Here is a 26034-nt window from a genome sequence, read left to right on the forward strand (position 1 = left end):
CATGGCCAGACACCACTACCGGTGCCCCCTCCGCTGGGCGGACATGGATGCCTTCGGGCACGTCAACAACGTCGTCTTCCTCCGCTACCTGGAGGAGGCGCGCATCGACTTCATGTTCCGCCTGGCGCCGGGGGAGGGCAGTGAGTCCTTCACGGGCGGCTCCGTCGTGGCCCGCCACGAGATCGACTACAAGCTGCCCCTCGTGCACCGCCACGAGCCGGTCCTCATCGAGTCGTGGGTGACCCGGATAGGCGCCGCGTCCCTGACCATCCGCTACGAGGTCAAGGACGAGGCGACGCAGGAGACGCCCGAGACGGTCTACGTGCGCGCCGAGACCGTCGTCGTGCCGTACGACCTCGCCGCGGGGCGGCCCCGCCGCATCACGGCCGAGGAGCGGCGCTTCCTCGAGGAGTACCTGGACGAGCCCCACGACGCCAAGCGCGCCAAGGGTTCGGAAGGACGCCTCGCGGCATGACCGACCAGCTGCACTTCGCCGACTCCGGGGAGGCGGCGGACCTCGCCGCCTTCCTGGGCCGGCTGGTGCACTACGACCGCGCCGCCGCGGTCCGCCTGCAGGCGCAGGCGGGCGGCGGCGCGCTCGCCGTCTTCGGGCGGCCGCCGTCCTTCGAGGTCCTGGCCATCCGCACGGTGCGGCTCGCCGCGCCCGTCGGGACCCCGCTGGACCTGACGGTGTCCGCCGGTGAGCTGCTGGAGTCGGTGGACGAGAGCGGCGCGAGCGCCGTCGTGCCCGGGCCGGTCACCGGGCCGCCCTGGGCGGGGGTGCTGCCCCCGCGCGGCGGCTGGGAGCCGGTGGCCGGACTGCCGGGTCCCGAGGCGATACGGGCGGCCGTGGCCGCCTCCGTCGCCGAGTTCCGGGCCCGCGACGAGGCCCTGCCCCCGCAGCACCGGACCCGTTCCGAGCGCGACCGCATCGGCCGCGACATCTGGTCCCGGACCCTGGGGGACACCGAACTCCCGCTGCGCGCCGTGCACGCCGCGCAGTCCCTGGGCTTCCTGCGGCCGGTCCGGGCCGCCGTGCCCGCCGCCGCGAGCGCGTCCGGGGCCGCGGCGCCGGTGGCGCTGTTCACCTCCGGCGGATGGCTGCGGCTGCGCACCCCGTACGGGTCCGTCGCCATGCGGCGTCCCGGCGGAGCCGGGGGCCTCGGCGCCCTGCTGGTCCGGCCCGTCTAGGCCGGCTCTTTCCCGTACGCGGCCCCGTATCCGGCCCGTACCCGGCTCCCCGTACCCGGCTTCCAGTAGCGGCGGCGGCCCCGGGGAGGCCTCCGGGCCGCCGCAGCCGCTGCCCGCCGCCGCCCCGCCGCCGGATTCCGGCGCGCGGGGCCTCGTACGCCTCAGCCCGCGGTGTTGATCATCGACGCGGCGGCGTACGTCAGGTAGCGCCACAGCTGCGCCTCGTGCTCCGGCGCCAGGCCCAGCTCGTCCAGCGCCACCCGCATGTGCCTCAGCCACGCGTCGTGCGCGGCCGCGTCCACCTGGAACGGCGCGTGCCGCATGCGCAGGCGCGGGTGGCCGCGGTTCTCGCTGTAGGTGCTCGGCCCGCCCCAGTACTGGATGAGGAACAGGGTGAACCGCTCCTCGGCGGGGCCCAGGTCCTCCTCCGGGTACATCGGGCGCAGCAGCGGGTCCTCCGCGACACCCTGGTAGAAGCGGTGGACCAGACGGCGGAAGGTGTCCTCGCCGCCCACCAGCTCGTAGAAGGTCTGCTCCTGGACCGTGCCCTGCGGATCGTCATTCACCCGACCATCGTCTCAGACGCCCGGACCCAGGACCGGGGTCCTAGGACCTCCCCGCATCCCGCGCGGAACGCGGCGGACACGCCGGGACACGCGGGAACACGCCGGTGCACCGCTCGCCTTCGCCGGTGGCGGGCAGGACAGTGGAGACATGGGCGCAGATGCAGAAGTACGCGACCTGCGCGAGACCGCGCACGCCGCCCAGGTCCGCGAGCTGACCGCGGCCGGGGCGCTGGACGACCCCCGCTGGCGGTCGGCGTTCGCGGCGGTGCCCCGGCACATGTTCGTACCGTACTTCTGGATCAACCGCGGAGCCGGCCACGAGCGGCTCTGGGGCGAGGATCCACACCCCGAGCAGCGGGCCCGCTGGCTGCGCGGGGTGTACGCGGACACCCCGCTGGCGACCCGGCTGCGCGACGGCGAGCTGGTCTCCTCCAGCAGCCAGCCCTCCCTGATGGCGAAGATGCTGGAGGCGCTGGACGTCCGCGACGGGGACAACGTGCTGGAGATCGGCACGGGGACCGGCTACAACGCCGCCCTGCTCTGCCACCGGCTCGGCGAGGACCTGGTCACCACGGTGGACCTGGACGAGGAGATCACCGAGTCGGCCCGGTCCCACCTCGCGCGGCTCGGCTACCGGCCGACGGTGGTCACCGGGGACGGGGCGCGCGGGGTTCCCTCCCGCGCCCCCTTCGACCGGATCCTGGTGACCTGCACCCTGCCGCTGATCCCGGACGCCTGGCTGGGCCAGTGCAGTCCCGGGGCGCGGATCCTGGGGCCGCTGTCGACCGGGCTGATCGCGCTCACGGTCCGCGACGCCGACTTCGCGGAGGGGCGCTTCCTGCACACCTCCGCGTACTTCGTGCCGCTGCGCGGGGCCAGCGCGGCCGCGCACTTCCCGGGGCCGCCGCAGCACGGAATCCCGTACGAGCTGGTGGACAACGAGCGCTTCCAGTTCCTGCTGATCCTGACCGCGGGCGTGCTGCACCCGCGGGAGGCGCTGGACCTGTGGCGCCGCGAGGACCGGCCGCCGCGCGAGCGGTTCGGCGTCACGGTCACGCCGGAGGGCCAGTGGTCCTGGCTCGACGACCCCCAGGGCCCGTACGCGTGGCCGCTGGGGGAGGCCGGACCGGCGGCTAGCCGCGGCGGACGGTGATGGTGGTCCAGGCGCCGACGTGGACCCGGTCGCCGTCGGCGAGGGGGATCGGCACGTAGGGCTGGATCGGTTCCTCGCCGCCGTTGATGGTGGTGCCGTTGGTGGAGTTCTGGTCCACCACCGCCCAGCCGCCGTCGGGCTGCTGCACCAGTACCGCGTGCTGGTGCGAGACGCCCGGGTCCTCCGGCGGCACCGAGAGGTCGATGTCCGGGGACTCCCCGGTGGAGGCGCGGCGGCGGCCGATGGTGATCTGGCCGCCGGAGAGCGGGAGGTGCTGCTCGGGGGAGTACGCGGGCAGGTTCAGCCCGGCCGCCTCGGGGCCGCTGCGCTGCATCATCGCCATGAAGTACGAGCGGTCGGGGCCGATCGTCGCGCTCCAGGGGCCGCCGGCGTGGGACGGGGGCTGGGGCGGGGACTGCGGGGGGAAGGGCTGGTGCTGCTGCTGGGGCGGCTGGTTCTGGTACTCGTGCTGCTGGGGCTGCTGGTACTCCTGCTGCGGCGGAGGCTGCTGCTGGTACTGGGGCTGCTGGTACTCCGCCTGCTGGTACTCCTGCTGGTACTCCTGCCGCAGGGGCTGCTGCTGGTGCTGCGAGGGCTGCTCGTGCGCGGGCGGCGGCAGCAGCCAGTCGTCCTCGCGCTGGAGCGGCTCGGCCGGCCGGTTGACCCGGGACGGCCGCGAGCCCTGGTAGTCGAAGTGGTCCTGCGAGAAGGTCGGCGGCGAAGGCACCGGCGGCGGCGGGGTGGCCCCGGCCCCCGTCCCCGCCCCGGGGCCGGTGGCGTTGCCCGGCTCCGGCGAGAGCGGTGTGTACGAGGTCGCCGTCCGCGTCAGGAAGTTGTACCGGCACTCCTCGCAGAACGGGGCCATGGCCTCGCGCGGGGTCCGGCACTGCGGGCAGAGCTCGGCCTGGGCGGTCGGCTCACCGGCGGTGGGAGGGTAGCCGTAGCCGTAGGAGGGCGCCGCGGGGGCGCTCGTAGCGGCAGCCATGCGGTGGCCGCAGACCTCGCACCAGTCTTCGGAGGCGGACTGGTGTCCGTTCGGGCAGGTCGGCATGGCGACGCTTCCCCCTTCTCCCTGCGTCATCGCGTCAGGTCTTCTTGTCAGGTCTTCTTCACTCGGACGGTCTGCGTCGAACGCGTTTCAAGGGTCATCTCGTCGGCATCGGCGACCTTCGCTTTCAGCCGCACAGTACCCGCCGCGGCGTCCACGACATCCACCACCTTGGCGAGCAGTTTGGCAGTGTCCGCGTTCCCTGACACGCTCGCCAGCTGCACGGCGCGTCCGAGTTTGGCCGTGGCACCGTCCACATCACCCGTTTTGCGGGCTTCCAGTCCCAGCAGGATGGCCTGAGCCAGTTCCGCCTGCCCCGTGTAGTGGGCCACCTGAGGGTTGATGGCGGTGGAGGCCGCGAGGTCGTTCGTCCACACCGCCCGGACCAGGCCCTGCGCGAGGGTGGCCGGCGGCTCGCCCGCCGCTCCCGGCATGATCAGGGTCGCCCGGGCCGCGAGCATCTCCTGGCCGACGGCCGCGCCGGGCACCCGTACGCACACGTGGTACTCGCGGGACTCGTCGCCCCACGAACCGGTCGGGTAGTCGCCGGCGCGCGGGCCCGCCTCGGTGCGGCGGTCGGTGAGGTCGTGGACGGTGGGTGCGACCTGCTTGACGTACTGGATCTCCACGCCGACCGGGGTCCACAGGCGCAGTGCGACGTCCGCGACCTCCTTGCCCATGACGTTCTCCATCATGCGGGTGAAGTCCTCGGTGAGGTGGGCCGGATCGGCCACGATGTCGGCGGAACCGAGCAGCGCGCTCGCGATGCCGGTCACCTCCTTCACCTCCCAGTCGGTGCCCACGCCGCGCGCGTCGCAGGTGAACCGGCCGGCGCAGGCGTCGAGGGTGGCGCGCAGCACGGCCGGGTCCTCGTGCTCGTTGCGGCCGTCGGTGAGCAGGATGCCGTGCCGGATCGTGGCGGTGGACCGGCGCAGCAGGCCGTCGGCCAGCCGCAGCCAGGTGCCGATGGCGGTGCCGCCGCCGGAACTCAGGGCCCGCAGGGCCTCCTTGGCCTGGGCGCGGGTCACCGGGTCGGCGGTGGCGAGGCCGCCCTGGCCGGGGTAGACCTCCTTGGCCACGTGGGTGCCGGCGATCACGGCGAAGCTCGTCCCGTCGCGCAGGGTGTCGATCGCGGCGGCGGTGGCCTCGCGGGCGCCGCGCATCTTGTCCGGCGGGTACTCCATGGAGCCGGAGCAGTCGACCATGATCACGACGGCGGCGCCGCCGGGGGCCGGCGCGGCGGCGCGGGTCGCGGTGGCCCCGCCGGTGGAGGTGACCGTGACGATGGCGTGGACGTCGCGGCCGCCCTCGGGAAGGAACTCGTTCTGGTACACCTCCACGCTGAAGCGCGGGGCGCTCGGCTTGGCGAAGTTCGCCATCGGTTGGACTCCTAGGAGGTCGGTCGAGAATCAGGCCTGAGCGCGCGGTTCCGCATCCGCTTGCGGTTCCGCTTGTGCTGCCGGGGTCGGTTCCGGTTGGGCCGCGAACGGCACGACGGCGACGGTGACGTTGTCGTGGCCGCCCCCGTCGAGGGCGTGCCCCACCAGGACCTGCGCGCTGTGCAGCGGGCGGTCCGCCGCGTCGGCGGGCAGCACCTGGGCCATCTCCCGCGCGGACTCGGCGTAGTTCCAGAGGCCGTCGGTGCAGACCACGACCACGCCGGGGTGGTCCGGCTTGAAGGTCGCGGTGTGCGGTTCGAGGTCGTACGCGTCCGCCCCGAGCCAGCCGGTGATGGCGTGCGCCCGGACGTCGGCGTAGGCCTCGGCCTCGCCCATCAGGCCCGCCGCGACCATCTGGGCGGCCCAGGAGTCGTCCTCGGTGAGGCGGCGGGGGAGGGCGGCGCGGTCGTCGGGGACCCAGTACGCGCGGCTGTCGCCGACCCAGCCGATGGTCAGCAGGCCGCCGCTGACGACGGCGCCGACCAGCGTGCAGGCGGGGGCGTTCTGGGCGCCGGGCACCTCCGGGGCCAGGGCGTTCACGGCGGCGGCCGCGGCCAGGATCGCCTCGTGCATGGCCTCCTGCGGGTGCGCGCCGCGGGGGAGGGCTTCGAGCAGTGCCTCGTTGGCGGCGCCGGCGGCGGCGGCCGAGGCCTCGTCGGGGCGGCTGGCGGAGGAGACGCCGTCGCAGACGATGGCCACGGTGGCGGCGGAACCGTCGGGGAGGGCGGTGGCGGCCACCGCGAAGGAGTCCTCGTTGCGGTGGTGGCGCAGCCCGCGGTCGCTGACGGCGGCGACACTGCCGAGCTCCTCTTCGAGGTGGTCGCGCTCACGGGGCTGAGCGTGGCCGCAGTGCTCGCAGTACCCGTCGGTGTCCACCTGGCCGGCGCGGCAGGCGACGCAGGTCTTGCCGTCGGCGGCGGGGGCCGGGACGGGCGGGTCGTACCGCTCGGCCGGGCCGCTCGGCAGCCCGCCGCTCGGCTGCCCGCCGCTCGGCTGGCCGCCGGGGTACGGGGGCTCCTGGGCGGGGCCGCTTCCCTGCGGGCCGCCCCCGCTCGGCCGGCCTCCGGGGTACGGGCCCTGCTGGCCGGAGCCGCCGCCGGCGGCCGGGACCTCGGCGGGACCCCAGGGGGTGCCTTCGGGCGGCGTGCCGGTGTTCGCGTACGCCGGGCCGTGCTCGTCCGGCGAGCCGGAGCCGGCGGACCCGGTCCGGGGGGCGTCCGGCGTGTCGGTGTTCGCGATCGCCGGGCGGTGCCCGTCGGCCGTACCGGTGCTCGGGTACGCCGGGCCGTGCGGGTCGGCCGTGCCGGGGCGCGGGTACGCCGGGCTGGGCGCGTCCGGCCGGCTCTGCGGCGCGGCGGGTGTCGGCTCGTGGCCCGGGGGCGTGCCGTGCGGCGCTTCGCCCGGGCCCCAGGGAGCGGTCGGAGGCGGCCCCGCCGGTGCGGGGGTCCAGGCGGCCGGGTCGCCGACCAGCGTCGGGGCGGCGCCGGTCGCGCTGCCCCACCCGGGCGCGGGCACCCCGGCCGGGACCGGGGCCGGGTAGCCGTAGCCGCCGGCCGGGGCCTCGGCAACGGCCATCGGGAGGGTCGGATCGGGGTCCGCAGCCGGAGTTGGGGAGGAGAGGGCGTAACCGCAGACGCCGCAGAAACGGTCGCCCTCCTCCAGGGGCTCAGCGCAGCTGGGGCAGCCCGACAGCCGATGCATCGACATCAATCACACCCACGTCCGGGGACGGAAACGGTTTGCCCGTTCCACCAGTTCGATCCTCTCCTCGCCCCGCTGCGCCAGCCGAGCGAGGACGCGGTACGAGCGCTCCAGGCCCAAGCGCAGCCCCCGCTCGTCCAGTTGACTGCCGAGCAGCGAGGTCCGGCCGGGGTCGGCACCCCGGCTACCCGACAGTACCCAGTCCAGGGCCGAGCCCAGAACCTCCGTCGACAGCCGTTCGTGCCGCTCCGCGTCCAGCCCGAGCCGCGCCAGCGCCTCCACCTGCGCCGCGGCGGCGGTGAGGTCGGCCACCAGGGCCTCCTCAGGGGACCGGTCGCGCAGGCGTGCCCGTACCGCCGCCACCCGGGCGGCGGTGTAGTGGATGGACGCCTCCGGCACGGATTCCAGGGTGCGCACCGCCCCGGCCCGGTCACCGGCGGCCAGTTGTACGCGGGCCAGTCCGAACGCCGCGCTCACGAAGCCGGGGTCGGTGCTCCACACCAGCCGGTAGTACTCGGCGGCGTTGTCCAGCTGCCCCAGGACCTCGGCGCACAGGCCCAGCGCCAGCTTCGGCGCCGGTTCGCCGGGGAAGGCATCGTAGATCGCGTCGAAGGACAGGGCCGCTATCTCGTCGTCCCCGGTGGCCAGCGAGGCGATACCGCGGGCCCACACCACCCGCCAGTCGTCCGGGTGCCGGACCTCCAGCTCGGCCAGGGCCTGCCCGGCCACGGACAGTTCGCCCAGTTCGAGCCGGGCCCGCAGTTCCCGCAGCCGCAGCTCGGCGGAGTCGGCGGGCGCCGAGCCCAGCGCGCCCAGCAGGTCGGCGGGTGCGGAGGCGAGGAGTCCGGCGAGGAACCCGGCATTGGGGTCGGCCGGGTCCACCAGCGGCACCGGCAGGGCCAGTGCCGTGCTCCGGGCGTCCAGCGCCGCGAGCCCGCTGCCGCTGTGCCGCAGCTCGGGGGCCTGCCGGGGGGCCGGCAGCGGCGTGGCCGCGGGCACCGGCCCGGTCACCGCGCCGATCGCGGCGGCCTGCCGGGGGCCGGGCGGCCCGGCCGCGACATGGGTGGCGGTGCTGCCGAGCGCAGCCACCGGAGCCACCGGAGCCACCGGAGCAGCCTCCCGAGCGCCGCCCGCGCCGCCCGCCGGGGCGACGGCCGCCACCGCGGACGGAGCCACCGGCACCGCGGCGCCCGCGGTCACGGCCGCCGCCCGTACCTGCCGCCCCGGCAGCCCGCGGCCGGTGACGGGCCGTGCCCCCAGCCGGGACACCTCGGAGCCCGGCCGGTCCGCGTACAACTGGGTGTCGGGCACCCGCAGTTCCGGCCCGAACAGGGTCGACAGCTGCGGCCGCGGCTTGCCCGTCTGGAGCGCCACGACCTCCCGCAGCACGCCCGTCAGCTGGTCCGCCATCTCCTGCGCGGAGGCGAACCGACGGCCCGGGTCCGGGTCGGTGGCCCGTACCAGCAGCCGGTAGAAGGACTCGTACCGCCCGAAGACCTCGATGTGCTCGGGATCCGGCAGGGAATCCGCGAACACGTTCGTGTAGCCCTGGAAGTCGAAGGTCAGCACGGCCAGCGTGCGCGCCACGGTGTACAGGTCGGAGGCCACCGACGGGCCCAGCTCCGCGACCTCCGGCGCCTGGTAGCCCACCGTGCCGTAGATGGCGGACTCGTCGTCGTCCATCCGCCGGACCGCGCCCATGTCGATGAGCTTGAGCTGGTCCTGCTGCTGGATCGCGTTGTCGACCTTGAAGTCGCAGTACAGAAGGTTTCTGCTGTGCAGGTGCCCGAGGGCCTCCAGCGCCTCGATCCCGTACGCGCACGCCTGCTCCACCGGCAGCGGATCACGCCGCCCGTCGGGCCGGCGCCGCTCGTTGGCGATCTCCTTCAGCGATTTGCCGCCCACGTACTCCATGACGATGTACCCGTCCAGCGAACCGGTCCGCTGGTCCAGGTGCTCCACGAAGTTGTAGATCCGCACGATGTTGGAGTGCTCGATCTCCGCGAGGAACCGCCGCTCGGAGATCGCCGCCTCCATCGCGTCCTGGTCCCCGGTGTCCAGCAGGCCCTTGAGCACCACCCAGCGGTCCGAGACCGCCCGGTCGACCGCCAGGTACACCCAGCCCAGGCCGCCGTGCGCGAGGCAGCCCGCGACCTCGTACTGGCCGCGCACGACGTCGCCCGCGCGCAGCTTGGGCACGAAGGAGTACGGGTGCCCGCACTTGGTGCAGAAGCCTTCCGTCCGGCCCGGCCGGTCACCCCGTGCGCGCCCCACCGGCGCCCCGCAGTCGGAGCGCGAGCAGAACCGCTTGCGCTCCGGCACCTCGGGGTTCTCCAGTACCGCGGCCGAAGGGTCGGGGCGGGGCACCTCCGGGACGTTGACCAGCCCGGCCCCGAGCCGGCCGCGCCCCGAGGCCGAGGCGGCCGAGCCCGAACTGCGCACCGACACCGAGCGGGTGGAGGCGGCCCCCGACAGGGAGCGCGACAGCCGCCCGGACACCGAGCGCCGCGAGGAGGAGGAGCGGGAGGAGCGGGAGGAGCGCGCCGAGGCCGCCGAGGAGGAGGACGAGGAGCGGCCCGAGCCGTGCGAGCCCGCCGAGCCCGGGGAATCACCGCGGCGCGCCGCGCTCGTCATGCCCGTCGGCGGCGACACCAGTTCCTCCGCGCCCGCGGCGACGGAGCCGATCGGCGCCAGCCCGCAGGTGTCGCAGTACAGCTCGCCGCCGCCCATGTCCTCGTACGTCCCCGGGCAGCCGGGGCGAACGCACGCCGTTCCGCTCAGGCTCATGCGTCATCCTTCCCCGGCCGCTGGGGCCAGTGTTCGTCGGGCCGGTCCTGCTGCGCGGCCAGTGACTCGGCCGTCGCCTGCTGGTAGCGCAGGACGGCCTGTTCGGCGGCCCGCAGGTCGCAGGGCGCGCTCCACAGCATCCGGCGGGCGGTGTCGTACCGCTCGATCAGCAGCGGGTCCTCCGCCATGCCGTGCCGGGCCACCTTGGCCTTGTACGCGTCCAGCCGGCCGCGCAATTCGGCCCGCACCGCGAGCGGAGCCGTCACCGCGGTCAACGATTCGCGGGCCCTGTGCAATTCCTCCTCGGCCCGCTCCTCCAGGGATTCCAGCAGCGGGGACAGCCGGTGCCACTGGGACTGCCGCCGGTACTCGGCCGCCGCCGCCAGCTGCTCCTGCAGGGCGGTCGGCGGTCCGCTCACCGCCGGAACCTCCGAGGCCGCGATCTTCGCCAGCACCTCGCCGCGAGCCGTCCGCGCCTCCGCCAGCGTCCGGTCGGCCCGCGAGAGCACGTCCCGCAGGCTGATCAGCCGCTGCTCGGCGTCCTGCCGTACGTCCAGGACCGCCTCGATCTCCCGCCGTACGTCGTCCAGCGCGCGCGCCGCCCGGTCGTAGCGGCCGGTGTCCGGACGGCCCCCGCCTGGAGCGGAACTCGCCGTCGAGGGAACCCAGAACGCCAGCGGGTCCGCGATCACCTGCTCCCGCAGCTCCGTCAGCTCGGCGGTGATCTCCTCCAGGTCGTCCCCCGAGGGGTGCTCGCCCGGCCGCACCCCCACCGAGCGCGCCAGCGAGCGCGTCCGGTGCAGTTCGGCGGCGAGCAGGTCGATCCGGGCGGGCAGCGCCGACCACACCGCGTCGGCGGCGACCACCACGTCCAGGGAGCTCGCGTACAGCTCGTTCATCCGGGCCACCAGCTCCGCCAGGGAGAACCGCTCCGCCAGCGCGACGCCCTCGGCCCCGGCCCCGGCGATCATCACCCCCTGCCCGCGCAGCCGCTCGGTCAGCTCCACCAGGTCCTCGCGGCTCGGCCAGCGGCGCCGCTCGCGGATCTCCCGGGCGGCCGCCAGCGCCCCGCTGTAGGCGTCGAAGTACGTCCACAGCCGGGTGACCGCCGTGTCGGCGGCGGCCCAGCGCTCCTTGGTGACCCCGGTCAGCGCGGCGCCCTCCAGCAGCCGGCGCCCGGCGTGGTCCTGGAGCGCGAGCAGGGAGGTCTCGACGGCCTCGTGCTCCGCGCCGAGGCGGGTCAGCGCCCGGTCCACGTCGTCCCGGTCCATCACTGCCGGCCCCGCCCCCGGACGGCCCACCCGGCTCATACCGCTCACGTACGGCTCCGATCCCGCCACCGGCCTCAGCCGTCCCGGTACTTGGGCGCGGGCGGCGCGGTGACCTTGGGCAGCACGGCCTCCAGGTGCAGCCGGTACGACTGCATCCAGGGGCTGTTGTCACCGCCCGCGCGGTAGTTCTCCAGCACCTTGTTGACCCGGCGGACCAGATCGGTCGCGTCCTTGTTCATCGCGACGCCGTAGAACTCCCGGGTGAAGGGGGAGCCGACCAGCTGTACGGACGGGTCCTGCGCGGCCTGCCCGGCGGCGAGGGCGTTGTCCGTGATGATGCCGTCGACCTCGCCCAGCTGGAGCCGCACGAGGCAGTCGAGCTGGTTGGAGACGTAGACCGGCTCCGAGCCGTACGACTGGGACTTGAGGGCCGCCTCCGCCGTGGAGCCGGCGGCCGTGCAGATCCTGCGGCCGTTCAAGGAGGTGTCGTAGCCGGTGATCGCCGAGCCCTTGGGGGCCAGCACCTGCTGCCCGGCCTCGAAGTAGGCCGTGGAGAAGGCGACGTCCTCCAGCCGCTTGCAGTTGATCGTCATGGTCCGCACGACGACGTCGACGCGGCTGTCCTGGAGCGCCGGGATGCGCTGGCTGGTGGGGATGGCCCGGTAGATCACCGCGTTCTCGTCGCCCAGGATGTCCTTGGCGATGGCCTTCACCAGGGCGATGTCGAAGCCGTCGAGGTGGCCGTCGGGGTTGCGGTAGCCCCACTTGAAGCTGTTCTGGTCCACGCCCGCGACGAGTTTGCCCGCCTTGCGGATCCGCTCGATCGTCGGCCCGTCCACGCCGGACGGGCGCAGGCTGGCGTCCGGGTCCTGGCAGGTGTCGGCCGGGGCCGCGGGAGCCGCCGCCATCGTGGCGGGCTCGCGGACCGTCCCGGCGCGGCCGGTGTCCGGGGTCGCCCGGGCCAGCGGCAGCAGCACGGCGGCGGCGGTGACCGCGCAGGCGGCGGCCATCGCGCTGACCCCGCCCCAGCCGCGCAGCCGGCGTGCCACCCGCCGCAGCCCCGGCGCCCCGGACGGCGCGGTCGCAGCGGACAGCGCCTCCCCGGACAGCGCCTCCCCGGACGCCCCGGCCCGGCCGCCGGCGGGGCTGCCGTCCGCGTCGTACCCCTGGGCCCGTCCCGCTCGTATCCGCATCGATCTCACCTGTACTCCGAAAGCCTGCGACCGATGCCGAGCAGTGCCGCCGCCGCGCCGACGACCGCCAGGGCCGCCGATCCCGTCGCCAGCCCGCCCAGCGCCCCGAGTCCGCCCCGGGCCGCCTGAGTGAACTCCCGCTGCTCGTGTGCCACGGCCTGTTCCAGGGAGGCGTCCACCGTGTCGAACGAGGCCCCGCTGCTGTCCTTGTGGTCCTTGTCGCCGATCACCTGGACGAGGGCGAGGTCGTAGTCGCCCCGCACATCGCTGTCCCGGGCCGCCGTGTGCCGCTGCTTCCACTGCGCCACGCCCTCGGCGGCCCGGGCGACGGGGTCCTCGCCCTTCGCGTCGTCGGCCAGACCCAGCGCCGTCGCCAGCCCGGCGTCCAGGTCCTTCATGTTCTTCGCGTAGTCCACGTCGTACTTGTCGGACTTCTTGTCCTCGGCCAGTACGGCGCCCCGCGCGATCAGGGTCAGATTCTCGTTGGCCCGCGCCTGGAGGGAGGCGATCCGTGCGTCGTTGAGCACCTTCAGCGACTCCTGCCCCTGCGACCGGGCCTCGCTCAGCCCCGACCGTGCGACCGCCTGCCCGACGGCCAGCCACAGGAGGACCACCACGGCCGCGGCCGTCGCCGCGACGAGGCCGTGGTTGAAGACGCGGTTGGTCCGACGGTAGTTGCGCCGCTGCGCCCACGCCAGGGCGCCGATGGCGAGCACCCCCGTACCGACCGCGGCCAGCGGCCAGGAGCGGGCGTCGTCGTAGTCCGTGTAGAGCCGGCCCGTCTCCGCCTCGTACAGCCGCTGGGCGGCCGGCAGCATGACCGTGCTCATCCGCTCGTTGGCGTACCGCAGATAGGCGCCGCCGAGCGGCAGCCCCTGCCGGCTGGTGGCCCGGGCCTGCTCGATCAGCCCCGAGTAGCGGGGCAGTTCCTCGCCGAGGAGGGCTATTTCCTTGCGGGACTCGTCACCGGCGCCCGTGTTCGCCGCGGCGCTCACCAGCAGCCGGGAGGCGTTGGCGATGTCCTTCTCGTAGCGCTGGCGGACCTCGCGCGGCTCCTGCGCACCCGCGAGGAATCCGCTGGAGGAAGCCGTGTCGGCGTCCGCGAGGGAGCGGTAGATGCTCGCCGCGTCCGCGCTCAGCGGCTGGCTGCGGCCCACCACGTCGTCCGCGGCGGAGGCCCGGCCGGAGATCTCCCACACGGTCACCGCGCCGAACAGCACGACCAGGGCGGCCAGCACGGCCCCGATGATCCGGAGCCGGCCCGGCTCGGTGGTCGCCGCGGCGCGCAGCTGCTCCACGCCCTCGGCCCAGGCGGTACCGCGCTTGGGCTGCCCGGGCCCCACGGGCGGCCCGGTGACGCCGCTTTCGGGCGCGGGCGCGCGTGATGTGATGGCCACCGTGACCTCCCCCTCGGTCCTGACATCCCCCAGCAGCCGCTGGGAGGTACCCCTTGCGCAGCAGTATGGCCGTAGTGACGGGCAACCACAGCACCCGGTGCCGGATCTGGGGGGATACCTGCCGCGGCCGTCCCCGAGGCCGCTTCCCGGACCACCACCGGGGCCGCTCCCGCCACCCCTTCACCGTCAATACGTCCGCACGACCGCCACGGTTCCAGACGGGACGCCCCCGGGGGCGGGTTCACCCGAAATGAGCACGGAGTTTTTCGTGGGCCCCGGCCGGCGCCCCCAGCGCGTCCAGCCCCAGCAGCCCGGCGCCCAGCACCGGCGGGGCCACGACCACCGCGACCCGGGCCAGCGGCGCCCGTTCGGCCAGCCGGGCCTCGATCCGCCCGTTCAGCTGCGGATGCCCGGCCGCGAGCACACCGCCGCCCAGCACCACGGGCACCTCCTCGTCCAGCAGTCCGAGCCGCCCGAGCGCCACCGAGGCCAGCGCCACCACCTCGTCCGCCTGCCGCTCCACGATCGCCGAGGCCACCGGATCGCCCGCCGCGGCCACCGCGAACAGCACCGGCACCAGCTCGTGCGTCCGCCGCTGCCCCAGCGCGCCCAGGTGCAGCGCCTCGATCAGCTCGTACATGGAACCCAGCCCGAAGTGCCCGGGCAGCGCCCCCGCCAGCTCCGTCGGCCCGCCGCGGCCGTCCTCGGCGCGGGCGGCCCACCACAGGGCCTCCCCGGCCAGCCCGCCCCCGCCGCCCCAGTCGCCGGAGATCTGCCCGACCGCCGGGAACCGCGCGGTCCGCCCGTCGGGCAGCATCCCCACGCAGTTGATCCCGGCCCCGCACACCACCGCGACCCCGCGCGGCGCCCCGGCCGCCGTGAGGCCCGCCCGCAGGATCGCGAAGGTGTCGTTGCGCACCGAGGTCGCCTCCCCCCAGCCGCGCGCGCCGATCGCGTCCGCCAGCTGCCGCTCCTCCACCGGCAGGTCCGCGTTGGCCAGACAGGCCGAGACCTGCCCGGCGTACGGGGACCCGGGTCGCAGCCCGGCGGCCTCGGCGGCCTCCGCGACGGCCTGCCCGAGCACGTCCACGGCCGCCTCGACCCCGACGCGGGGCGGCTGGAAGCCCCCGGACCGCCCGGTGCCGAGGACGGTGCCGTCGGCGCCGATCAGCGCCACGTCGGTCTTGCTGTTGCCCGCGTCGACGGCCAGGACGGCGGGCGGGCCGGGCGGGTTCAGGCCCATGCCAGGTGCTCCTTGTTGTGCGCGAGGAGCCGGTCGGTCAGCCCCTCGGCCAGGTCGAACTGCCCGACCAGCGGGTGCGCCAGCAGCGCCTTGAAGACCCGCTCGCGCCCGCCGCGCAGCGCCGCGTCCAGCGCGAGGTCCTCGTACGCCGTCACGTGCGAGATCAGCCCCGCGTACAGCGGGTCCAGGCGGGGCACGGCCAGCGGCACCGGCCCCGAGCGGTCCGTGCCGTGGACGCGTGCCTGCACCTCGATCACCGCGTCGTCCGGGAGGAACGGCAGGGTGCCGTTGTTGAGCGTGTTGACCACCTGCACCGGCGATCCGCCGTCGCCGAGCAGGGCCGCGGCCAGGTCCACGGCCGCCTCCGAGTAGAAGGCCCCGCCCCGCTTCGCCAGCAGCGCCGGCTTCTCGTCCAGCGCCGGATCCCCGTACAGGGCCAGCAGTTCCTTCTCCATGGCCGCGACCTCGGCGGCCCGCGAGGGCTTGTGGCCGAGCTCCCGGACCACCTCGTCGTGGGCGTAGAAGTAGCGCAGGTAGTACGAGGGGACCGCCCCGAGCCGGTCCAGCACCGCGCGCGGCAGGCGCAGGTCCGCGGCGACCGCGTCCCCGTGCTCGGCCAGCAGCCGCGGCAGTACGTCCGTGCCCTCGGGGCCGCCGAGCCGTGCGCCCAGCTCCCAGGTCAGGTGGTTGAGCCCGACGTGGTCGAGGTGGATCTCGGCGGGGGCCACGTCCAGCAGCGCGGCGAACTTCCGCTGGAAGCCGATGGCCACGTTGCACAGCCCCACGGCCCGGTGCCCGGCCCGCAGCAGGGCCCGGGTGACGATCCCGACGGGGTTGGTGAAGTCGATGATCCACGCGTCCGGGCTGGCCCGCCGGACCCGCTCGGCGATGTCGAGGACCACCGGGACCGTGCGCAGCGCCTTGGCGAGGCCGCCCGCGCCGGTGGTCTCCTGCCCGACGCAGCCGCACTCCAGCGGCCAGGTCTCGTCCTGGAGCCGGGCGGCCTGCCCGCCGATCCGCAGCTGGAGCAGCACCGCGTCGGCGCCCGCCACGCCCGCGTCCAGGTCGCAGGTGGTGGTCACCAGGCCCGGGTGCTCCTGCTTGGCGAAGATCCGCCGGGCCAGGCCGCCGACCAGCTCCAGCCGCTCGGTGGCGGGGTCGATCAGCACCAGCTCGCTGATCGGGAGCGTGTCGCGCAGCCGGGCGAAACCGTCGACCAGCTCGGGGGTGTAGGTGGAACCGCCGCCCACCACTGCGAGTTTCATCGTCGTCAGCCTTTCACTCCGGTCAGGGTGACTCCCTCGACGAACGCCTTCTGGGCGAAGAAGAAGAGGGCGATCACCGGGGCCATGACCAGCACGGTCGCGGCCATGGTCAGGTTCCAGTTGGTGTGGTGCGCGCCCTTGAAGGACTCCAGGCCGTAACTGAGGGTCCAGGCGGCCGGGTTGTCGGAGGCGTAGATCTGCGGGCCGAAGTAGTCGTTCCAGGCGGAGAAGAACTGGAACAGCGCGACGGCGGCGATGCCCGGCTTGGCCATGGGCAGCACGACGCGCAGCAGCGCCCGCACCTCGCCGCAGCCGTCGACGCGGGCCGCGTCCAGGTACTCGTCGGGGATGGTCAGCAGGAACTGGCGGAGCAGGAAGATGGAGAACGCGTCGCCGAAGGCCATCGGGACGATCAGCGGCCACAGCGTGCCGGACAGGTCCAGCTGCTTGGCCCAGAAGAGGTACATCGGGATGACGACCACCTGCGGCGGCAGCATCATCATGGCGATCACCAGCAGCATCGACAGCCGCCGCCCGCGGAAGCGGAACTTGGCGAGCGCGTAGGCGACGGGCACCGAGGACACCACGGTCAGCAGTGTGCCCAGACCCGCGTACAGGAGGGTGTTGCGCCACCAGGTCAGGAAGCCCGGGGTGTGCCACACCTTCGCGTAGTTGCCCCACTCCCAGGTGCGCGGCCACAGATCGCGGGTCAGCGCCTGCTGGTCGCTCATCAGGGAGGTCAGGAAGAGGAAGACGAAGGGGAGGACGAAGAACAGGGCGGCGGCCACCCCCAGCGCGTGCACGGCGACCCAGTGCAGCAGCGCCTTGCGGCCCCAGGGGAAGGCGGCCGTTCCGGCGGTCGCTCCCGCGACGTCGGCGGTCGCGGCGGTCGTGCCGGTCGTGCCGGTCGTGCCGGCCGGGCCGGCGGTCGTAGGGGCCATGTCAGTCACCGGATCCGATCAGTCCACCACGGCGGCGCATCAGCAGTGCGGTGAAGGCCATGGAGAGGGCGAAGAGCACCAGCGCGACCACGCACGCGCTCCCGTAGTCGAAGCGCTGGAAGCCGACGTTGTAGACGACCTGGGGCAGGGTCAGCGTGGACTTGTCGGGGTAGCCGGGCTCGAACTGCTGGCCCGATCCGCCGATCACGCCCGCCGCGACCTTCCCGGCCACCAGGGGCTGCGTGTAGTACTGCATGGCCTGGATGACCCCGGTGACGACCGCGAACAGGATGATCGGCGAGATGTTCGGCAGCGTGATGTGGCGAAACCGCGCCCACGCCCCGGCCCCGTCCAGCTCGGCGGCCTCGTACTGTTCCCTCGGTACGTCGAGCAGCGCGGCCATGAAGATCACCATCAGGTCGCCCACCCCCCACACCGCGAGCGCGGTCAGCGCCGGCTTGGACCAGTCGGCGTCGGTGAACCAGCCGGGCGTGGGCAGCCCGACCGCGTCCAGCAGCACGTTCGCCGGTCCGGTGCCGGGGTTGAGCAGGAAGACGAAGGCCAGGGTCGCGGCCACCGGCGGGGCCAGGTAGGGCAGGTAGAACAGGGTCCGGAAGACCCCCGCCCCGGTCCTGATCTTCGTGATGAGCAGTCCGACGCCGAGGCCGAAGACGACCCGGCAGCTCACCATCACCACGACCAGCCACAGCGTGTTGCGCATCGCCGGCCAGAACAGCGGATAGTCGGAGAAGACGTACGTCCAGTTGTCCAGCCCGTTGAAGACGGGCGGGCGGAAGCCGTCGTACCTGGTGAAGGAGAAGTACGCGGTGGACAGCAGCGGATAGGCGAAGAAGAGGGCGAACCCGATCAGCCAGGGCGACATGAAGGCGGCGGTGCGCAGCCGCGCCCCGCGGCGCTTGGCCCGCAAGGTGTGGGTGGTCATCGGGGGCTACTCGGCCTTCGCGATGTCGGTGTCGATCTGCCGGGCCGTCCTGGCGAGACCGGCCGGGATGTCGGCCACGTCGCCCTTCTCCACCGCGTAGGCGAAGTCCTCGAAGGTCAGCTGGTAGGTCCCGCCGTCGGCCTGGGCCGGGGTGGTGCTGGACCTGGGGTGGCGCGCGATGTCGATGAAGGTCTTGAACTCGGGGGTGACGTGGAGCTGCGGGGAGTCCAGCGCGGCCAGGGTGGAGGGCACGTTGTGGATGGCGTTGGCGAAGGCCACCACCGCCTCGGTGTCGGTGGTCATGTACTTCACCAGCTCCCAGGCGGCGTTCTGCTTCCGGCTCGCCGCGGAGACCCCCATCACGGTGCCCGAGACGTACCCCTTGCCGTAGTCCGCGATCCGGTCGTCCGGCACGGGCAGCGGAGCCGTGCCGATCTCGAACGTCACCCCGGCCTCCCTGGCCATCGCGGGCCGCCATTCGCCGTCGATCTGCATGGCCACCTTGCCGGTGTGGAAGGGGTGTTCGGCGCTCCACTCGTCGCCGAAGGTGTTGCGGAACCGCTCCAGCCGCTCGTAGCCGCCGAGCTTGCCGACGAGGTCCTTCTGCGCGGTCAGCATCTGTGCGAAGGCCGGGTCCTCGGCGAGGTTCGACCTGCCCCGGGCGTCGAAGTAGCTGCCGCCCCACTGCGCGGCCAGCCGGGTGGGCTTGGTCTCGTAGCCGTGGAAGGTGGGCATGATGCCGACCTGGGCGTACGAGTCCCCGTCGGTCTTGGTCAGCTTCTGCGCGGCCTCCGTGAACTGGCTCCACGTCCTGGGAGGTTCGGTGATCCCGGCGGCGGCGAAGGCGGTCTTGTTGTAGACGAGGCCGTACGCGTCGTGCAGCAGCGGGAGCGTGCACTGGTTGCCGTGGAACTGGGTGTACTCCAGCAGGGTCTTGGGGAAGACCTTCGTCTTGTCAATCCCGGACTTGGCGAGGAAGGGGTTCAGGTCGGTGAAGGCGCCGGAGTTGCAGAACTTGCCGACGCTGTCGGTGGTGAAGGACGAGACCACGTCGGGGGCCTTGTCCCCGCCCGCGCGCAGCGCCTGGTTGATCTTGTCGTCGGTCATGTTGCCCGTGACCTGGACCCTGATGTTCGGGTGCGCGGCGCGGAACCGGGCGAGGTTCTCCTCGATCGCCTTGACCTCGCCGGGCGCGGACCAGCCGTGCCAGAAGGTCAAGGTGACCTCCGCCTTCGGGTCGTCCGCGACGGCCGTCCCGTTCTGGCCCGTGCAGGCGGTGGCCAGGACTGATATCGCGGCGAGGAGGGCGGCTGCGGTGGTCAGGCGTCCGGTTCTGGGCATGGCGGGGCTCGCTCTCTGCGTGAGGAACTTCCGTGGGGGGTGCCAGGGGTGCCAGGGGCGGAACGGGGGCTGGCGGGAGCTAGTGGGAGGTGTCGAAGACCTCTTCGCGGGTGGCGGCCAGGGCGCTCTCCAGCGCGCCGCGCAGGACGGGCCGCTCGCGCACCTCACCGAGGACCAGGCGGGGCCGGGATGGGGCCAGTTCGGCCAGTTCGGCCTCCAGCAGCGCGCGCAGCGGCTCGCCGCCCGCGGCGATCACGGCCCCCGACAGCACCACGATCTCCGGGTCGAGTACGGAGACCAGCGAGGCCAGACCGGTCGCGAGGACGGTGGCGTACGACTGGAGGAAGCCCAGGTACGCGCCCTCGGGTTCGGCGGCGGCCCGCTCCAGCAGGGCGACGCCGACGGCGACCTGCGGCCCGTCCGGGGCCTGGACGCCGAGCTCGGCGGCGAGCCGGGGCAGCACCTGCACGCCGGCCAGCTCCTGGTAGCCGCCGGTGTTGGCGCGGGCGACCTGCCGGACCAGGGGGTGGCCGGGAACGGGCAGGAACGCCACCTCGCCCGCGCCGCCGGTCCAGCCGCGGTGCAGCCGGCCGCCGAGCACCAGGGCGGCGCCGAGGCCCTCCTCGTTCCACAGCAGGACGAAGTCCTCGTGGCCGCGGGCCGCGCCGAGCCGCTGTTCGGCCATGGCGGCGAGGTTCACGTCGTTCTCGTACTCGACCGGCATCGGCAGGGCCGCCGCCAGCTCGTCGAGGAGGGTCGGCGAGTGCCAGCCGGGGAGGTGGCTGGCGTAGCGCAGCTGGCCGGTCTGCGGGTCGAAGGCGCCGGGGGTGGCGATGACCAGCCGGTGCAGGTCGCCGCGCTGGAGTCCGGCGGCCTTGACGGCCTCGCCGAGCGCCTCGGTGACCTGCTCGACGGCGCCGGTGCCCTCCGCGTACGGGAGCTCGAAGCTGCCGACCACCTCGCCCGCGAGGTCGGCGACGGCCGCGACGACCCGCTCGGGGGTGACGTCCAGGCCGCCGACGTGGGCGGCTCGGGCGTTGAGGGTGTAGAGCTGTGCGCTGGGGCCGGGGCGGCCGCCGTCGGTGCCGGTGGCCACGACCAGCCCGGCCTGCTCCAGGCGGGCCAGCAGCTGGGACGCGGTGGGCTTGGACAGCCCGGTCAGGTGGCCGATCCGGGTCCGTGACAGCGGTCCGTGGGTCAGCAGCAGTTCGAGGGCGGCCCGGTCGTTCATGGCGCGCAACAGGCTGGGCGTTCCGGGGGTGGCGGCGGGCATGGAGCGTCTCTCCCTCACCGAGGTGACTGTTAGGTAAGTTTCCTATCACCCTCTGAGCCGTGTCAATGGAACTGCCCCGCGGGTCCGGTTCCGTACGAACGGATGACCTGCGGGGCAGTGGGGGCGAGCGCCGGGCCCAGGAAGGGAGGACCTAGGCGATCACTTGGTGATGCGGGGGCTGCCGGGCGAGGCCGGCGGCGGGATCGGGGTGGTGGCCATGGACTGCGGGGAGGCCGGGTTCGCCAGCGCCGACGGCGCCGCCACCGAGGCCGCCGGATCGGCGCTCTCCTCGGCCTCGTCGGCGGCCGGCAGACCGCCGATGATCCGGATGCCCGCCGTGTCGAAGGCCTCCTTCATCCGCCAGCGCAGCTCGCGCTCCACGGCGAACTGCTGGCCCGGCATCGTCTTCGCGGACACCTTGACCGTCATGGAGGCCAGCAGCACCTCGTCCAGGCCCAGCACCTCCACCGGGCCCCACAGGCGCTCGTCCCACGGCGACTCCTTCGCCATGGCGTCGGCGACCTCCTGGACCACCTCGCGGATGTGGGCCAGGCTCTCCGTCGGCTTGACCTGCACGTCCACGCCCGCCGTGGCCCAGCCCTGGCTGAGGTTGCCGATCCGCTTGATCTCGCCGTTGCGGACGTACCAGATCTCACCGTTGTCGCCGCGCAGCTTCGTCACGCGCAGGCCGACCTCGACCACCTCGCCGGAGGCGACACCCGCGTCGATCTTGTCGCCCACGCCGTACTGGTCCTCGAGGATCATGAAGACGCCGGACAGGAAGTCCGTCACCAGGTTGCGCGCGCCGAAACCGATCGCGACACCGGCCACACCGGCACTCGCCAGCAGCGGCGCGAGGTCGATCTGCAACTGGGCGAGCACCATCAGCACGGCCGTGCCGAGGATGAGGAACGAGGCCACCGAACGCAGCACCGAACCGATCGCCTCGGAACGCTGGCGCCGCCGCTCCGCGTTGACCAGCAGCCCGCCGAGGGCCGTGCCTTCGACGGCCTCGGCACCGCGGTTCATCCGGCTTATCAGCTTGGTCAGCGACTTGCGGATCACCGAGCGGAGGGCGAAGGCGATGACCAGGATGAGGACGATCCGCAGCCCCATGGCCAGCCATCCGGCCCAGTTCTTCTCGATGAAGTCCGCGGCGTTCGTGACGCTCTCCGTGGCGTCGTCGGTGGTCGCTGCCAGCGGTAGCAGGGTGGCGGGCGAGGGCACGGCGGGAACCTCCAGGTATAGCGGCCTGCCCGCGGGGGTTGTGCGGGACAGACCAACCACACTAACGGGGCATTGGCCCGACCCCGTTGTCGTGTTCGAGGGAGAGACCAGGCTCACCCGGGGATGAAGCGGGTGTGGTTGAAAACACCTCGGACCCGTTACGGGCGCGTGGTGGCGCTTCGACCTGCCGTAAGGGGAGACTGGAGAGCAGATCGTCCCGGCGCGAGCCACGCGCCGCCGGCGTACAAGGAGGCAGTCCGTGCCGCACGTCCTGGTCCTCAATGCGTCGTACGAGCCGCTCGGCGTCGTACCGCTCCGCCGCGCGCTCGTCCTCGTACTGGAGAACAAAGCAGTCTCCCTCGAGGAATCCGGCGCCTTTCTGCACAGCGCGACGAGAGCCGTCCCCGCGCCCAGCGTGGTCCGGCTCAAGCGCTTCGTGCGGGTCCCCTACCGGGGGCCCGTTCCGCTCACCCGCCGCGCGCTGTTCGCCCGCGACGGCGGCCGCTGCATGTACTGCGGGGCCGTCGCCACCAGCGTCGACCACGTCGTCCCGCGCAGCCGGGGCGGCCAGCACGTGTGGGACAACGTGGTCGCCGCGTGCCGCCGCTGCAACCACGTGAAGGCGGACCGCCACCTGCTGGAACTCGGCTGGCGCCTGCGCCACCAGCCGGCCCCGCCGTCGGGCCTGGCCTGGCGGATCATCGGCACGGGCCACCGGGACCCCCGGTGGATGCCGTACCTCGAACCGTACGGCGCCGAGGACGCCCTCGACCGCATCGGCGCGACCGCCGCCGCCTCCTAGGCCGTCTCTTGCGGAGCTTGCCGCGCCCGCGCCCCCGTCCGGCGACGGGGGCGCGGGCCGGTCCCGCAGCCGGGGGCCGGGCACGCGCGGGCGGCCGGGCGGGGGGTTCCTCAGGGGCGGGGGTGCCTCAGGGGGTGACCGCCAGGGCCGTCGCCGACCAGAGGCTGCAGCCGAAGCGCGTCGCGCGGGTGTCGCAGGTGACGCGGACGAAGCGCGTCCCCGGCGCGTCCAGGCGGACGGAGTCCGTGCCGCCGCGCGAGGTGACCGAAGCCGCCGGGTGCCAGGAGCGGCCGTCCGGTGAGGTCTCCACCCGGTACGCGGACGGGTACGCCTCCTGCCACTGCAGGGTCAGCAGGCCGATCCGGGCCGGGGCCGCCAGTTCGGCCTGCCACCACGCGCCGTCCACCGCGGGCGAGGACCACCGGGTGGCGGCGGAGCCGTCCAGCACCGCCGAGGCCGGGAAGGCCGGGCTCTCGTCCGCGGACGAGGAGGCCTTCGCACCCTTCAGCAGATCCGGGCCGCCGGTGCGCGGGACCGCCCGGACCGTGAGGGTGCGGGACTCCCCGGCGAAGGTCACCGGGACGGAGTACACCCCCGCCGGTGTGGTCGCGGGAATGCTGACCTCCAGCGGGACGCTGACCCGGGTGCCCCGCGGCGCCCGTACCTCGGCCGGGACCCGGACTTCGACCCCCGGCGGCGGGGCCGCCGCCAGCGGGCCCCGGACCTCGCCGGGCCGCAGGGCGGAGAGTTCCGCCGAGACCCGGCGCGGGGCTCCGCCGATCTCCGCGTCGGTCCGCCCGCCGTCCGCCAGCTCGAAGCGGGCCTGGGGCCCGTCCCCGAACCACGGCACGACGTGGTGGACCCTCGGCGCGTCGCCCGCCCAGGCCAGCCGGACCGCGTCCGCGCTCAGCCCGGGGAGGTCGGCCTGGGTCCAGCCCGAGGCGCCCGCGTCGGCGACCTTGCGCCATCCCTCGCCCGGTACGTGCGCCTCCACCGAGGCCCGGGTCCCGGCGGGCAGCGGGTCCGTCATGACGGTCACCGCCGACACCGGCCGTACGCCGTCCAGCCGGACGGTCCACGCGCCGGCCTCCTGCGACACCGTCCCCGCCGTCCGGGCCGCGCCCGTCCAGGCGTCCGACTCCGCCGCCGCCTTCGTGAGGAAGGGGTCCAGTACGGCCGTGTCCACCCGCGTGCCGGCCTTCTCCGCCAGCCCGCCCCGGGCCGCCGCCAGGGACCGGGAGGCCTGCCAGGCGGCCGCGCCGTCGCCCCGGGCCTGGGCCCGGAGCACGTCCACCGCCAGCTCGCCCGCAGCCCCGTAGCGCGAGAGCCGCTCCAGCCACGGCCCGGCCTCGCCGGACAGCCCGGGCAGTCGCGCCGGGGCCTCCCGCAGCACCGTGAAGGCCGCGCGCAGCCGCTCGCCGGCCGCCGGGTCGCCGGCGGCGCGGGCCCGCCAGAACTCCTCGGCCAGTGCCCCCAGGTAGGCGGACTCCTCCACCTTGAGCCCCGACGAGGCGGTGTTCCCGGCCAGGGCGGCCAGCGCCTGCCGGGTCCGGGGGTCCGGGCCCGCCAGATCGCGCACCGCCGCGGCCCAGGACTCGCCCGCCCGGTAGCCCCGCGGGTTCCAGGCGTAGTCCGCCGCGGTGAAGACCGGGATCCGCGAGAGGGTGCCCTGCGGCATCGCGTTGAGCAGCAGCCCCGCCGAGCCGCCCGCCACCACCGGGTCGCGGCCCGCGTACGGGCCGAGGAAGATCCGGCTCGGGTCCCAGTCGTTCACCGGGTAGTTGTCCATGGTGACCAGCGGATGCTGCCCGAAGGCCGCCCGGGCCCCGGTCAGTTCGGGGCCCGTGATGGTGCGCGGCACCACGCCGACGCCCGTCCACGCCACCTCGACCCGCGCGTCCAGGGCCCCGGACAGCGCGGTGCGGTAGGTGGTGGCGCCGTCCTGGAAGTACTCGGTCGGCAGCAGGGACAGCGCGGGCGCGCCCGGATAGCGGGCGGCGAGGTGCGCGGCCAGCTCGCCCGCGACCTCCGCGTGCGCCTTCGCGGCGGCCGCGGGCCCTTTGCCGTACCGCTCCTGGTCCGCCCGGCAGCCCCACTCCGTGTAGCTGACGTCCTGGAACTGGAGCTGGAACGCCCGGAAGCCGAGGTCCCACATCGCGTCCACCTTGCGGGTGAGCGCGGCCCGCTCGGCCGCCGAGGACAGGCACATCGACTGCCCCGGCGCCACCGCCCAGCCGAGCACCACCCGTCCGGCGCGGGCCCGTTCGGCCAGCGCCCGGAACTCCTCCTGCTGCTCGCGGGGGTAGTCCTCGCGCCACCGGGTCGTGCGGTACGGGTCGTCACCGGGGGCCAGCAGCAGCCGGTTCTGCTTGGTGCGGGCCATGAAGTCGAGCTGCGCGAGCCGCTGTTCCCGGGTCCAGGGCTGCCCGAAGAACCCCTCGGTGACCCCGCGCACGGGCGCGGACGGCCAGTCCCGCACCAGCACCCCGGGGACCTTCGAGGCGCCCTGCGGCAGGAGCTGACGCAGCGTCTGTGCCGCGTGGAACAGCCCGTCCTCCCCCACGCCGGCCAGCGCGACCGTGTCCCGTCCGCCGGTCCTGCCGACCGCGAGCCGGTAGCCCCCGGCCGGCAGGTCGCCGGGCTCGGGCGCGCCCAGTGCCCGCAGCGCGGCGAGGGCGTCCTGGCCCTGGAGCCGTACGACGAGCCCGTGTCCGGGCAGCGAGGCCCCCGGGGCGCGCTCGTGCAGGGTCTTCACGCCGGCCCCGCGCAGGGTGGCCCGTACGGTCTCGGCGGCGTACGGGTCCGCGTCGCGCGGCAGCACCAGCACGGCCTCGGCGGTGACCGCTACCGCGCGCGCCGGATCGGCGGTCAGCGACTGCGGGCGCGGCCATACGGCGGGCCCCTCGGCGGCGGGTCGCGGAGTGTCGGAGCCCGGGTCGAGCACGGGCCCGTTCGCGGAGGCGGGCGCGGGGCCGGACCCGGAGGAGGAGCCCGTGGCGCTGCCCGGGCCGCTCTTGGGAGTGACGGGCGCCGAGGGCGAGGAGAAGACCCCCAGTTGCTCTGCCACGGCCGCGCCGCCCAACAGCGATCCGATGGCGGCGACCGCCGCCGCCGTGGCCCGCTTCCTGCCCCTGAGCTGCACGGAGCCCCCCGTCCCGATTCGTCCCCCGCTCGTACGAACGAGCCAGAGCCCACCATCCGTACGGCTGGAGTGTCAATGTGAGTGGGTGATCTGACGCGGATTCGCCAGGAA

Annotated in this window: 20 protein-coding genes; 4 read left to right on the forward strand and 16 right to left on the reverse strand. The window is 74.4% G+C overall.

Going from position 1 to position 26034, the window contains the following annotated elements; translation table 11 throughout:
- Window position 1 precedes the first annotated feature (1 nt).
- Window positions 2–475, forward strand: coding sequence for an acyl-CoA thioesterase (locus tag ACZ4TG_RS12270; RefSeq protein ID WP_468161880.1), 474 nt, complete (start codon window positions 2–4; stop codon window positions 473–475).
- Window positions 472–1191: a DUF8010 domain-containing protein gene (locus tag ACZ4TG_RS12275; RefSeq protein ID WP_468161881.1), complete on the forward strand. Its 720-nt coding sequence runs from the start codon at window positions 472–474 to the stop codon at window positions 1189–1191. The genes ACZ4TG_RS12270 and ACZ4TG_RS12275 overlap by 4 nt, the downstream gene beginning before the upstream one ends.
- 161 nt (window positions 1192–1352) lie before the next feature.
- Here the strand turns inward: ACZ4TG_RS12275 and ACZ4TG_RS12280 are convergent, their stop codons facing one another.
- The gene (locus tag ACZ4TG_RS12280; protein ID WP_468161882.1) at window positions 1353–1757 is read right to left on the reverse strand and encodes a globin; all 405 of its coding nucleotides are present in this window, start codon (window positions 1755–1757) and stop codon (window positions 1353–1355) included.
- Window positions 1758–1905: 148 nt separating this feature from the next.
- On the opposite strand from ACZ4TG_RS12280, the gene ACZ4TG_RS12285 reads away from it, so the two are divergent.
- Entirely contained in the window at window positions 1906–2910 is a 1005-nt protein-coding gene (locus ACZ4TG_RS12285; RefSeq protein WP_468161883.1) for a methyltransferase domain-containing protein, read from the forward strand.
- Here the strand turns inward: ACZ4TG_RS12285 and ACZ4TG_RS12290 are convergent.
- From ACZ4TG_RS12290 to ACZ4TG_RS12355, 14 genes are all read right to left on the reverse strand, one after another.
- Window positions 2891–3961, reverse strand: a complete 1071-nt coding sequence (locus tag ACZ4TG_RS12290; protein ID WP_468162109.1) for an FHA domain-containing protein — start codon at window positions 3959–3961, stop codon at window positions 2891–2893. The genes ACZ4TG_RS12285 and ACZ4TG_RS12290 overlap by 20 nt on opposite strands.
- 47 nt (window positions 3962–4008) lie before the next feature.
- Window positions 4009–5337 (reverse strand): vWA domain-containing protein, encoded by a 1329-nt coding sequence (locus tag ACZ4TG_RS12295; protein WP_468161884.1) that lies wholly within the window; start codon window positions 5335–5337, stop codon window positions 4009–4011.
- 30 nt (window positions 5338–5367) lie between these two features.
- Complete coding sequence (locus ACZ4TG_RS12300; RefSeq protein WP_468161885.1) at window positions 5368–7104, reverse strand: protein phosphatase 2C domain-containing protein; 1737 nt, start codon at window positions 7102–7104, stop codon at window positions 5368–5370.
- 3 nt (window positions 7105–7107) lie between these two features.
- Window positions 7108–9885 (reverse strand): serine/threonine-protein kinase, encoded by a 2778-nt coding sequence (locus tag ACZ4TG_RS12305; RefSeq protein ID WP_468161886.1) that lies wholly within the window; start codon window positions 9883–9885, stop codon window positions 7108–7110.
- Entirely contained in the window at window positions 9882–11195 is a 1314-nt protein-coding gene (locus ACZ4TG_RS12310) for a hypothetical protein (RefSeq protein WP_468162110.1), read from the reverse strand. The genes ACZ4TG_RS12305 and ACZ4TG_RS12310 overlap by 4 nt, the downstream gene beginning before the upstream one ends.
- A gap of 35 nt (window positions 11196–11230) precedes the next feature.
- Complete coding sequence (locus ACZ4TG_RS12315; protein WP_468162111.1) at window positions 11231–12166, reverse strand: glutamate ABC transporter substrate-binding protein; 936 nt, start codon at window positions 12164–12166, stop codon at window positions 11231–11233.
- A 188-nt stretch (window positions 12167–12354) separates the two neighbouring features.
- Complete coding sequence (locus tag ACZ4TG_RS12320; RefSeq protein ID WP_468161887.1) at window positions 12355–13746, reverse strand: hypothetical protein; 1392 nt, start codon at window positions 13744–13746, stop codon at window positions 12355–12357.
- Window positions 13747–13987: 241 nt separating this feature from the next.
- Complete coding sequence (locus ACZ4TG_RS12325; RefSeq protein ID WP_468161888.1) at window positions 13988–14989, reverse strand: N-acetylglucosamine kinase; 1002 nt, start codon at window positions 14987–14989, stop codon at window positions 13988–13990.
- On the reverse strand, window positions 14980–16254 hold the full coding sequence (locus ACZ4TG_RS12330; protein WP_468161889.1) for a 6-phospho-beta-glucosidase: 1275 nt from the start codon (window positions 16252–16254) through the stop codon (window positions 14980–14982). The genes ACZ4TG_RS12325 and ACZ4TG_RS12330 overlap by 10 nt, the downstream gene beginning before the upstream one ends.
- Before the next feature lie 5 nt (window positions 16255–16259).
- Complete coding sequence (locus ACZ4TG_RS12335) at window positions 16260–17195, reverse strand: carbohydrate ABC transporter permease (RefSeq protein ID WP_468161890.1); 936 nt, start codon at window positions 17193–17195, stop codon at window positions 16260–16262.
- Window position 17196: 1 nt separating this feature from the next.
- Complete coding sequence (locus tag ACZ4TG_RS12340; RefSeq protein ID WP_468161892.1) at window positions 17197–18138, reverse strand: carbohydrate ABC transporter permease; 942 nt, start codon at window positions 18136–18138, stop codon at window positions 17197–17199.
- A gap of 6 nt (window positions 18139–18144) precedes the next feature.
- On the reverse strand, window positions 18145–19479 hold the full coding sequence (locus tag ACZ4TG_RS12345) for an ABC transporter substrate-binding protein (RefSeq protein ID WP_468161893.1): 1335 nt from the start codon (window positions 19477–19479) through the stop codon (window positions 18145–18147).
- 79 nt (window positions 19480–19558) lie between these two features.
- Complete coding sequence (locus ACZ4TG_RS12350) at window positions 19559–20752, reverse strand: ROK family transcriptional regulator (RefSeq protein ID WP_468161894.1); 1194 nt, start codon at window positions 20750–20752, stop codon at window positions 19559–19561.
- A gap of 159 nt (window positions 20753–20911) precedes the next feature.
- Complete coding sequence (locus ACZ4TG_RS12355) at window positions 20912–21979, reverse strand: mechanosensitive ion channel family protein (protein ID WP_468161895.1); 1068 nt, start codon at window positions 21977–21979, stop codon at window positions 20912–20914.
- Window positions 21980–22238: 259 nt separating this feature from the next.
- On the opposite strand from ACZ4TG_RS12355, the gene ACZ4TG_RS12360 reads away from it, so the two are divergent.
- A complete protein-coding gene (locus tag ACZ4TG_RS12360; RefSeq protein ID WP_468161896.1) occupies window positions 22239–22781 on the forward strand; it encodes an HNH endonuclease in 543 nt (180 codons plus the stop codon).
- Window positions 22782–22908: 127 nt separating this feature from the next.
- Here ACZ4TG_RS12360 and ACZ4TG_RS12365 read toward each other — a convergent pair whose 3' ends face one another.
- Window positions 22909–25923, reverse strand: a complete 3015-nt coding sequence (locus tag ACZ4TG_RS12365) for a beta-N-acetylglucosaminidase domain-containing protein (protein ID WP_468161897.1) — start codon at window positions 25921–25923, stop codon at window positions 22909–22911.
- Between the last annotated feature and the right edge of the window lie 111 nt (window positions 25924–26034).

The sequence above is a fragment of the Streptomyces sp. NPDC028314 genome (genome assembly GCF_055565795.1).